This is a genomic window from Streptomyces sp. MP131-18 (assembly GCF_001984575.1).
Taxonomy (GTDB): domain Bacteria; phylum Actinomycetota; class Actinomycetes; order Streptomycetales; family Streptomycetaceae; genus Streptomyces; species Streptomyces johnsoniae.
This window is the reverse complement of sequence record NZ_LZNS01000001.1, coordinates 1,832,847-1,843,238: the sequence shown is the minus strand read 5'-3', so window position 1 is coordinate 1,843,238 and position 10,392 is coordinate 1,832,847. Positions and strand designations below refer to the sequence as shown.

The following is a 10,392-nucleotide window of genomic DNA, read 5'->3' as shown; positions in this document are numbered from 1 at the left end:
AGGCCCCGTGACCGCTGACCCGCAGCCCGCTCCGTTCCGGCCACCGGCCGGCGCCGTTCCGCTGCCGGCCCAGGCCCCGCCGTTCCTGCGGCCGTACCCTCCGCCGCCGCCGCGGAACGGCGCGGGGACCGCGGCGCTCGTGTGCGGGGCGGTGTCCGCCGCGCTGTGCTGGACGTTCACGCTGAGCGCGCTCGCGCTGCTGCCGGGGCTGCTCGCGATCGTCTTCGGTGTGGTGGGCCTCGTCCGGGCCCGGCGCGGCACGGCGACCAACCGCGGGGTCGCCCTGGGCGGGCTGTGGTCGGGGGCCGGTGGTCTCGTGGTCGGGGCCGTGCTCACCTGGCTGTTCGTGGCCTGGCTGGACGAGGTGGTGCCGGTGGAGTCGGCGGCCGGCGCGGAGTACCTGGCGGCGGCGGGGGAGGAGGTCGTCTTCGGGGACGGCGTGACCGTCACGGTGGCCGAGCCCCGCCTCGACCCGTTCTCCGGCGCGGTGTCCGTGGCCGTCCGCGTCACCAACGAGGGCCGTGGGACGGCGGATCTGCGCGGCTTCGACCTCGCCGCCGCGGCGGACGGGGTGCCGATCGGCGGCGGCGACGTGCGCTACGGCGCGGACCACCTGCGCGACCGGCTGGCGCCGGGTGAGCACACGGAGGTGAGCTACCGCGTGGCGCTGCCGGGCCAGGCCACGTACCTCGGCGTCGACTTCTCGCCCGGCGGTGACTACGAGTTCGGCTACTGGGGCCTGTCCCTGCCCGGCGGCGCGGGCGCGGGCGCGGACGGCCCCGGCGGCGGCATCGACGTCTGAACGGCGGTCCCGCCGCCCGTCCCGTGCCGCGCCGTGTGACGCGCACCACGAGAAAACCCGGCGAAGTGGCGTAATGATCCGTGCTCCGCGCGGTCCCTCCCATGAGCAGCCGGCCCGGCACGCGGGCGGGGAGCGAGGAGGAAGCCACGATGAACGAAGTCGACCGGACCGACACGGCGATGGCCTGGCTGTCGTCGGCGGCGCCGGAACCGGACGCCTGCCGGTGGGAGTGGGAGCGGCACCCGATGGGGGTGGCCCTGCTGCCCGCCGGACGCATATGGGATGTGCTCATCCTGCCGGGGGCGCTGGGCTACCCCACCTTCGACGTGCTGACCCGCGTCCTGGACCGGCCAGGGCCCGTGCTCGCGGACCATCTCAACCACCGGATCGGCTACTTCGTGCCGCCGGGCACGGCGGGCCGGTGGCTGGGCACCGGGGTGCGCGCGGCGGGCCGTGGCAGCTGGATCGTGGTGCCGCACCCGGCCCGCACGGCGAACGGCGTGCGCTGGCTGGTCCCGCCCGACGGGTCGGGGGTGCTCACCGACCCGGCCGTCCTCGAACTGGCCATGCACGAGGCCGCGGCGGTCGTGGGGCGGGCCCGGGAGGACTGAGCACGACTGCCCCGGAGCCGGGGGGGAGAGGGGCTCCGGGGCAGTGCTGTCGTGTTGCCGGACGGGCCGCACGCCCCGGGGGGTGTGGGGCGGGCGGAACCGGTCCGGAGGAGTGCGGGAGTCTGGCTGCTCTCGCTACCGGTTAGACCGTACGGCAGGTCGGCCGGGCGCGGCCCTGCCCGGTGCCGTATCCGCATCACATCCCCGCACGTTCTCCAATATTGTAGGGCGGCATGGAGGACCTCAGTCATCAACGCCGTGGCCTGGCCCAGCGAACGTGTCGCAGGGTGTTTCTTCCACTCGCGTGACACGCGTGGCGGGCGAAGGAGCATGCTGGGAAATCTGGCCGGGTGCCTGGTTGGTCGGCCCTGCATGCGGAGTTCATCCTGTGCGGTCCGTGGGAGCCAGGGTGTGTGTTTGCCGCGTTCAGTGTCACCGGCTCCGCCGGGATTGACACCCACAAGACGCGTCCTGATGATGACTAGGCATAGCCTTGTAGTCAAGCCTTGCGCCTGACCCACAATTCGATCATCGGCCGACGCAACCACGTCGAAGCCGCTCCGTCTTGCGAGGATGTCCAGATGACTGCACAAACACGCGATATGGGTGGCCCGATGGCCATCGTGAATCGTTTTACGGTCAAAGAGGACACGCGGCTCTTCGAGCGTGAATTCCTACAGCATGCCGGGTGGTTCGGAAGTCAGGCCAGCATTGACTTCATGGCGACTTTTCAGGCGACCAAGAGGCCCGAAGTGTACTTGCACTTCGGTTTCTGGCAGACGCTCGCGGCGTTCCTCGAGGCGGTGCACGACGAGACCTACCTCCGCCGGGCCGAGCGACTTGGGCGCATGATGGACACGCACGCGGACCAGGCCGTCAGCGTACGCCGCGTGCTCGGCGAAAAGTCCTGCGACCTCACCACGTCCACCGCGGTCTTCATCACCCATTTCCAAGTCTCGGGCAACTGCCGGGAGTTCGAACGGAACTTGTATGAGCGGTGCGACGTCTTCGCCGAACACGCGGGATGGTGCGGCACCCAGGTGCTGCGTTCCATCATCTCGCCGCGCAGCTACATCAACCTGGAATGGGCGCATGCCTCAGGGCGCCTGAAGCGCGCTCACCACGACGCGCGCTACAGCCAGCTGAGTTCGATGCTCGCCGAGGCGGCGGACGTGGTCATCGAGGAGGCGCGCTGTGTCGCCAGCCAGAGCGGTGACCGCACGCTCATCGCGCCTCCCAAGCCCTCCCGGGAGGCCGTTTCACCCTCCGGGCGGCATCCGGTTCAGTGAGTCTCAGGGTATCCAGCCGGCCTCGGTGGCGATCCGCACCGCATCCACCCGGTTTCGGGCGTTCAGTTTGGCCACGATCGTGGTCAGGTAGTTGCGCACCGTGCCCACGGCGAGGTAGAGGCAGCCGGCGATTTCAACGGCGTCGGCTCCCTGCGCCACGAACCTGAGCACCTCTGCCTCTCTGGGCGACAGTGGATTCTCCGCCGCATCCCAGGCGGTCAGAGCGAGCTGGGGATCGATGTACCGGCCGCCGGCCGCCACCGTGCGAACGGCCCGGCTGAGTTCGGCCGGAGGGGCGTCCTTGAACAGCAGCCCGTGCACTCGTGCGTCCAGGGCTCGCCTGAGGGCGGCCGGCCGCGCCATGGTGGTCAGGGCGACGGTACGGCAGTCGGGCAGCTTCTCGTGAAGGGCGGCGGCCGCGGTGAGTCCGTTCGGCCCTGGCATGACGATGTCGATCACCGCGACGTCCGGCCGCGTCCTGCATGCCTCCCGCAGAACCTCCTCCCCCCTGCCCACCGAGGTCACGACGCGGATATCCGGTTCCAGCTCCAGAAGTGCCACCAGTGCCCCTCTGATCAGGTCGACATCCTCGGCCAACAGGACCTTTAAGCATCGCACAAATTCCCCCAGGTCACGTTCAGGAATGGTCACTTCCCGGAGTGAGACCCCTGACAGCGGGATCTCGACGGCCAAGTACATTAGCCGTCTAAGACGTGCGTGTTCACCTCGCCGTCAGCCGTTGTCGGCTGGACGGCAAGGTTTGCAACTCCGTTCCTACTGTGCGGTGACGGCGCACTGCCTGTGGCCCTGGCGCCATCGCAGCCCAGCATAAGTGGAACGGAGTCCGCACGGCAGATCCCCGAGAGCAAACACTTTTGGGCGTTATCGTGATGAGGGAATGTTGGTGGGACCCTCTGTTGGGCCGTCGCGAGCGGCGTGATCGACGGCGGAGGCGGGCTGTCGCGAGATGGAATGTTCGCTACTGTGGCGATTATGGGGATTCGTGGCGACCGCGCGATTGGCCCGGTCCGTCCGGGAGGGCCTGGCCGGGGCGAGACGCCGCGGGGCATGTGCGATGGCTCGCTTCGACGACCTGATCGGCTGATCGCGGCGCTGCCCCGGCAGCGCCGGAAGTGGATCGACTCCCAATGAAGATGCCAAGCCGCCTCGGTCACGTACGGTGCGCGTTGGCAGCACCGTCCATCACGCAGCAGGGCCCACCGGGCATTGACCCGTCGACGAGCCAGCGCGAGGACGGCTTGAAAGGGCCGTTGCCCTCGGCGCGCTCGCGATCACAAAAGCGGCGGAACTCTTCGCAGCCTTTGATGCTGATCAGCGCGGGCGTAGAGAATGCATGCCGCAACCCCCGGTGGTAGCGGGCCGGGCGGTGCATGTCGCCGCTGATACGCCCGGAATCCCGGGGCGCCGGGGCAAGGCCCGCGAATCCCACGAGCCGGTCCGCAGTGCCGAATCCGGCCATGTCGCTGCTCGTGGCGGCCGGGAACTCAGCGCCCAGCACGGCGCCGGTCCCGGCAGGCCGGCGGTCACCTCCTTCGCCAGGCTGTGCACCGTCTGCGCAGCCATCGTTGCGCCGGGCAGGGCTGTGTGCTGGCGTTCTGTGGCCTCCGCGACGGCAGCTGTGAGGTTCCCCGCCGCGCCGCGTACCTTGCGGTCGCGCAGACCGGTCTCCAGCCCCTTGGCGCCGATGCGGCGCGGTGCCGCGGGGAGTTCTTGCACCCGGTCAGCAGGACCAGCGGTCCGCGGTTTGGTCATGCCGAGTGCGAATTCCACAGCTGGGAAGATGCCCGGGAGGTGCTCGCGAAGCCGGTTGACCGTGCGGGTGCGGTCGGCGACCAGATCGGCTCGGCGGGCGGTGAGGATCTTCAGCTCGGCGATGGCATCGGCATCGGGTCGCATCGGCCCCGGGCTGCGGGCCTCCTCATCAACACGAAGGGAATAACTGGAGTGCGGTGTGCTGGGAAACTGTGCGCCGTTTCACCCGGCGCTGGATCGCTCCCTCAGGGGGCGAGGTCCGGAGGGAGATGGCCTTGGGGTCACCCGCCTGACCCGCACGCGAAAGCGCGAGGGGGCAACAGCATGGCGGGAAAGCGTGGAGCTGTGGAAGACGTCGAAGGCGCTGCCGCGCAGGCCCGCGTGATACGGCGAAAGCCGTACTGCCTGAAGCCTGATGTCCTGAGTCGTTGATTCGTGTTCAGTATGCAGCGAGGGTTTCGAGGATCTGGGCGGCGATCTTCGTTCAGATGAACGGTTCGGGATTCTTATTCCACTTGTTGACCCAGCCGCGTATGTCGCGTTCGCGTTAAACGACGCTGCGGTGGGCGGAGCGGCGGAGTTTGCGGCAGGTCAGCTCGGTGAACCAGCGCTCGACAAGGTTAAAGGGCTGCCGGGAATCGACACGTGGGGTTGATCCTCACCCGCCGAGTTGAGCTCCGCGAGCAGGCTCCGGTGCAACTGGCCGAGGACACCGGCTCGCTGCCGCCGTTCCAGCCTGCGCCAGCGGGTCTGCCAGGACCCGAATCCCGGCCCAAGCGGCAGCAGCGGCTCGGTCCGCGCCCACAAGTCGTCGTCCACGATCCACGGCCGAGTACTCATACCCTTCCGAACGGCCGAATCGCCCCATCGGTCACGCCCGACCGGGCCACTTCAACAAGATCGTATTACGAAGCTCAAAGGAGGCCGGGGCGGCAGGACACCAGCACGAGACGCCGTGGCAGAGCCTTCTCGGCCGCCTGGTGGAGGTGGTGCGGGCAGTGAGGGCCTGGGCCGCTCGCGGGGCGGGTTGACCAGCAAGCTCCACCTGAGCGCCGGCCGCTGCTGCCCGCTGTCCCTGATCGTCACAGTGGGACAGCGGGCTGACCGCACCCGGTTCGAGGCGGTGCTGGAGAAGATCCGCGTCCCCAGGACCGGCCAGGGCAGACCTCGCAAGAAGCCGGACGGTCTCGCGGCCGACAGGGCCTGCACCCACAGTTTGTGTCGCGAGTACCCGCGACGCCGGGACGTCCGGCACACCATCCCGGAGAAGGCCGATACCCAGGCCGTCCGCCTGCGGAAAGGCTCACGCGGCGGACGGCCACCCGGCTTCGATCAGGAGCGGTACAGGAAACGCGACACCGTCAGACGTGCGATCAGCAAGCCGGGACAGTCCCGAGCCGTGGTCACGCGATACGACAAGCGCCGCTACGTCCACCTCGGCACCGCGACCGCGGCAACCCCGGCCATCTGGCCCCGCACATGATCGCCCGGACAACTTCTAGAAGACCTTCCGGCCCCTGAGGCGGGACTTGGCGACGACGGCGTTGTGCCGCATCGTGACCTTGCGCAGGGAGATGTCGGACCCGTTGAGCAGCCAGCGCATCATCTTCGCCACCGCCGGAGGGCCGGGGTGGATGAACCGCTGCTGCCGTTCGGCGAATCCCAGGTGCTTGGGAATGAAGTCGGCTCGCCCGATGCGCAGGTACAGCGCGTCCGCTGCCTCACGACCGGTCGCCTTCCCCAGTCTGAACGCCTCGCACTGGCCGATCGCCTCTTCGAGCAGACGGTGGTACCCGTCGTGGTCGGGCCAGGGCAGCCCCGGGTGGGGCACCTCCTCGGCTTCCTTCAGGTGCCGGTCGTTGCCGTCCTTGAGGAACGCGTCGAGGGCGTTGTAGCGCCGCGCGGCGCCGATGTTGGCGCCGAACGCCCAGATCCGGAAGACCGCGCTCCACAGGTCGTGGTCGGCCCAGGAGACATAGGCGGCGTTGACCAGGTCGTTCGTGACGTCGAGGTACTTCTGCTGGAGGAGCTCGGGGAACGCGAAGCGCTGCCGGGAGAACCGGTCGTCCGCGAGGGTGTCGAGCAGTCGCCAGGCGAGGGCGTCCACCGTGTCGGCCGCACCGCACAGGGACTGGGAGAACAGCGGGTCGACGAAGCCGGCGGCCTCACCGAGCAGGAACCACCGGTCGCCCGCGCACTCCCGCGAGGAGTACTGGAGCCGGTCCGTTGCCTCCCACTCCCGTACCGGCCGGCCTCCGGTGAACTGCCGGACGACGTCGGGGAAGCGGGAGGCATGGTGGAAGAACTCCTCCTCCGGCGTCATGTCCGCGGGGCGCGGGTGGCGCTGCGCGTCCAGGGTGAGCCCGACGCTGCACAGCGGGTTCCTGGACCCGGGATGGTTGTCGAAGGGGATCACCCAGAACCAGCCGTGCTCGAATACGTGGTGGACCGTGCCCTCGTACCACGGCACGGGCGGGGAGTCCGAAGGCGGATGGCGGAACAGCTCGTCCGTGCGCGGCACGCCCACCATGTGGTTCCAGATGGTCCGGGAGTGGTGGGTCAGGCGGGTCGGCTCCTCGCGGAGCTGGAGCGTCCGTGCCAGGGGGGAGTCCGGTCCGGTGGCGTCTACCAGGAAGCGAGCACGCAGGGTCTCGCCGCTGGTGCCGGTGAGGGTGACCCCGTCGTCCTCCACGGCGATGTCCGCCACGGGGAAGTTCTGCCGTGGCGTCGCGCCGTGACCGATCGCCGCGTAGAACATGTGCGCGTCGGCGTCCTGCCGGTAGAGGTGGGTGGCGTCGTACTGCACCCCCGGGGTGACGCTGAACTGGAGAGCCTCCGTTGGATTCTGCGGGCGGTTTTCCCGGTGGTGGAGGAAGCCGAGGTGCTTGCGCACACCGTGCTTGGGACCGAGTGTGCGGGTGCTGTTGGCGAAGGAGACCAGGCTCTTGATCTCCGGTACGCGGTAGCGCTCGGCCAGCACGCGCAGCGCGACCGGGGTGTAGGGCACGGTCGATTCGCCGAGGGCCGAGCGTGGGTGCGTGCCCTCGTCCACGAGCACCACCTTCGCGCCGTTGCGGGCCAGGATGGCGGCGAGCATCGAGCCGACCAGGCCGGAGCCGAGCACGGCGACGTCGTGGGCGGCACTGCTCGTCATCGGTTCTTGTTCCACGAAACCTCTCCTCTGAGCCGAAGAACGGATGGGCGGCGGTCGGCTCAGCGGGGCGTCGGCACCCGGAACGGCTTGCCGATCACCGGCCGGCCGGACAGGGACTGCTTGACCTCCTCCATGACGGCGAACTCGCCGCCGGAGACCCGCTGGCGCAGGAAGGTGCGCACGCCTTCGATGAGCAGCTGGCCGATCTCCGGGGGCGCTTCCGTCCGCGCCCACCGCAGGGCGCGCGCGATCCGGCGCGGGGTCCCGTCGCTCCATCGGTTCTCCGGGTCCTCCCAGCCGAACATCGGGGGGATGAAGTCGGACGTCTGGATGAGCTGCATCAGCTTGTCCCCAGCGGCCTTGGGGTCGGCACCGTCCTCCTGGACCGCGCGGGTCGTGTCGATGACCTCGCGCATCAGAGCACGCAGTGGCCCGTAGTTCGGCAGGGCACCGTCGGGCGCCTGACGCTCGAGCCGCTCCAGCGTGGCGGGGTCCCGGGTGGCGCGGAAACTGGCGTAGGCACGGCTGGCCTCGAAGGTGCTGAGGATCTGCTGCAGGCCCCACATCCGGAACCAGGCGTCCCACAGGTGCCAGTTCCCGAAGGCGGTGTAGGAGCTGGCGACCAGGTCGTCGTTGTAGTCCAGCAGGTTCTGCTCCAGCCGCTGCACGTAGGCGAAGCGCTCGACGTCGAAGTCGTCGTCGCGGATGGCGTCGAGCAGTCGCCAGCCGAGGGCATTGATGATCTCCATCGAGTTGGACAGCCCCCGGGAGTACAGGGGGTCGACGAAGCCGGCGGCGTGCGAGGTGAGGCACCAGCGGTAGCCGACGGTCTGCTTCGAGGAGTATTGCAGCCGTCCGGTGCGCACCCAGTCGCGCACCGCGCGGGCCTTGGCGAACTGGGGGGCGATGCTCGGGAACGACGCGAGGAAGCGGCGGAACTCCTCCTCCGGGGAGCAGTCGGGCACCGGGTGGACGCGGGGGTCCAGGTTCAGACCGACGCTGCACAGCGGGTTGGTGGCCCGCGGGTTGTTGTCGAAGGGGATGACCCACAGCCAGCCGCCGGTGAAGATATGGTGCAGCGTGCCCTGGCTCCAGGGGCTCGGGTTGCCGTGGATGCCCTTCGGCATGGTGTCCTCGTAGGGCAGGACGTTCAGCATGTGGGTGAACACCGACCTGGAGTGGTGCCGTAGCCGGGTCGGCTGCTGCCGAAGGTCGAACTTCTGGGCCAGCGGGGAGCGGAACCCGCTGGCGTCCACCACGAACTTGGCGCGGTAGGGATCGCCGGAGTCGGGGATGACGGTGACACCCTCGTCGTCGATGTCCACATCGACGACCTTGGTCCGCTGCTTGATCGAGGCACCGTACTTCACTGCCACCGACAGCATGAACGCGTCGACGTCCTGCCGGAAGAAGTGGTTATCCGTGTAGTTCACGCGCGGCGTGATGAACTGGTTGACCTCCGCAGGATTCTGGCGCATTCCCGGCCTGTGGTAGACGTAGCCGAAGTTGCGCTTGATTCCCACGTTCGTTGAGATGTTCGCGTAGGTCATTTCATAATTGGCAAGCCATTTGATTTCCGGCACCTTGTACCGTTCGCTGACCAGCCGCATCATGAGCGAGGTGTAGGGGATGGTGGACTCGCCTATCGCGAAACGTGGGTGCGTTCCCGCGTCCAGGATGAGCACGTCGGCGCCGTTGCGGGCGAGACAGGCGCCCAGGACGGTGCCGGCCAGCCCCGATCCTAGAATCGCCACATCGTACACATGAGCACTTTTGGGCATGCTTTGTCCTCCGGATCGGTACATGGACGTCGGGGCCCTGCCAGCCCTGGCAACGCTAGGACCGCCCCGTGCAGCGCCACTCGTGCGCTGCTCGCGTCGCGATCGACCGGCCGTCGCATGCCACGGTCACGTCCGAATCGACCCGGACTCGAGTGGGAGACGCCATCCTTGCCGACATGGATCCCAGGTCACAGACACCTCACACGCCATACTCGGTGATCGTCGCCGGTTCCGGACCCGCTCTGCTGCTCGTGCCGGGCATGGGCGGCAGAGCCAACTTCGCTCCCGTGATGGAGGCGCTCGCCGCCGAACACACGGTCATCGCCCCCGAGTACCCGGGCATCGGCGGCACTCCGACCGCCGAGGAACCACTCAGCATCGACGGCATGGCCGAGTCGCTGGCCGCCACCGCGACCGGGGCCGGGGTCGAGCGGTTCACCCTGGTCGGCTTCTCCATGGGCACGCTCGTGGCGACCCGCCTCGCGGCACGCTTTCCCGAGCGGGTGGACGGCGTCGTGCTCACCTCGGCGCTGGCCCGGCCCGACAACCGAGTGCAGCTCTTCATCGACATCGTCCAGAGCCTGGTGCGCCGGGGCGACGTCGAGGGCATGGCGCGATTCACGGCGCTCTGCGGCTTCGGCCCTGACATCATCAACGGCCTGGGCGTCGCTGAACTCGGCGGCTTCCTCAAGCAGCTCGAGGCCGGGGTCGATCCCTGCGCCTTGGAGATCACCGAGGTCGTCAGGACCGCCGACGTGACCGCGGACCTGGCGCGGATAGCGAAGCCCACGCTGGTCGTCGACGCGCTGCGGGACGTGCTGGTCACGACCGCACACACCCGGGAGCTCGCGGCCGGCATCGCCGGCGCGGAGTACGCCGAGATCGACGCCGGCCACGTCGTGCTGGCCGAGCGGCCCGCGGAGTGGCTCGAGACGGTGAGCCGGTTCCTGACCGAACGGAAACTGTGAGACGGCCGGCTCCT

The 10,392-nt window shown here is 69.0% G+C and carries 7 protein-coding genes and 3 pseudogenes; 4 read left to right on the top strand and 6 right to left on the bottom strand.

Going from position 1 to position 10,392, the window contains the following annotated elements:
* The 3 genes and pseudogenes from STBA_RS37660 to STBA_RS07945 form a co-directional block, all read left to right on the top strand.
* Positions 1-802, top strand: a pseudogene (locus tag STBA_RS37660) (hypothetical protein); the annotation flags it as partial.
* A 149-nt stretch (positions 803-951) separates the two neighbouring features.
* Entirely contained in the window at positions 952-1,413 is a 462-nt protein-coding gene (locus tag STBA_RS07950; protein WP_077058569.1) for a hypothetical protein, read from the top strand.
* A gap of 506 nt (positions 1,414-1,919) precedes the next feature.
* The gene (locus STBA_RS07945; RefSeq protein ID WP_143659453.1) at positions 1,920-2,702 is read left to right on the top strand and encodes a hypothetical protein; all 783 of its coding nucleotides are present in this window, start codon (positions 1,920-1,922) and stop codon (positions 2,700-2,702) included.
* A 3-nt stretch (positions 2,703-2,705) separates the two neighbouring features.
* On the opposite strand, the gene STBA_RS07940 is transcribed toward STBA_RS07945, so the two are convergent.
* The 6 genes and pseudogenes from STBA_RS07940 to STBA_RS07900 form a co-directional block, all read right to left on the bottom strand.
* Complete coding sequence (locus tag STBA_RS07940; RefSeq protein WP_077058567.1) at positions 2,706-3,320, bottom strand: response regulator transcription factor; 615 nt, start codon at positions 3,318-3,320, stop codon at positions 2,706-2,708.
* Positions 3,321-3,873: 553 nt separating this feature from the next.
* The gene (locus tag STBA_RS38715; RefSeq protein WP_077058566.1) at positions 3,874-4,221 is read right to left on the bottom strand and encodes a transposase; all 348 of its coding nucleotides are present in this window, start codon (positions 4,219-4,221) and stop codon (positions 3,874-3,876) included.
* A 335-nt stretch (positions 4,222-4,556) separates the two neighbouring features.
* Positions 4,557-4,619 (bottom strand): annotated as a pseudogene (locus STBA_RS38710) (hypothetical protein); the annotation flags it as partial.
* Between the two features lie 295 nt (positions 4,620-4,914).
* Positions 4,915-5,097: pseudogene (locus STBA_RS38705) on the bottom strand (IS630 family transposase); the annotation flags it as partial.
* An 876-nt stretch (positions 5,098-5,973) separates the two neighbouring features.
* Positions 5,974-7,644, bottom strand: coding sequence for an NAD(P)/FAD-dependent oxidoreductase (locus STBA_RS07905; protein WP_253194580.1), 1,671 nt, complete (start codon positions 7,642-7,644; stop codon positions 5,974-5,976).
* 44 nt (positions 7,645-7,688) lie between these two features.
* A complete protein-coding gene (locus STBA_RS07900; RefSeq protein ID WP_077058562.1) occupies positions 7,689-9,410 on the bottom strand; it encodes a tryptophan 7-halogenase in 1,722 nt (573 codons plus the stop codon).
* A gap of 176 nt (positions 9,411-9,586) precedes the next feature.
* On the opposite strand from STBA_RS07900, the gene STBA_RS07895 reads away from it, so the two are divergent.
* A complete protein-coding gene (locus tag STBA_RS07895; protein WP_077063177.1) occupies positions 9,587-10,378 on the top strand; it encodes an alpha/beta fold hydrolase in 792 nt (263 codons plus the stop codon).
* The last annotated feature ends 14 nt before the right edge of the window (positions 10,379-10,392 follow it).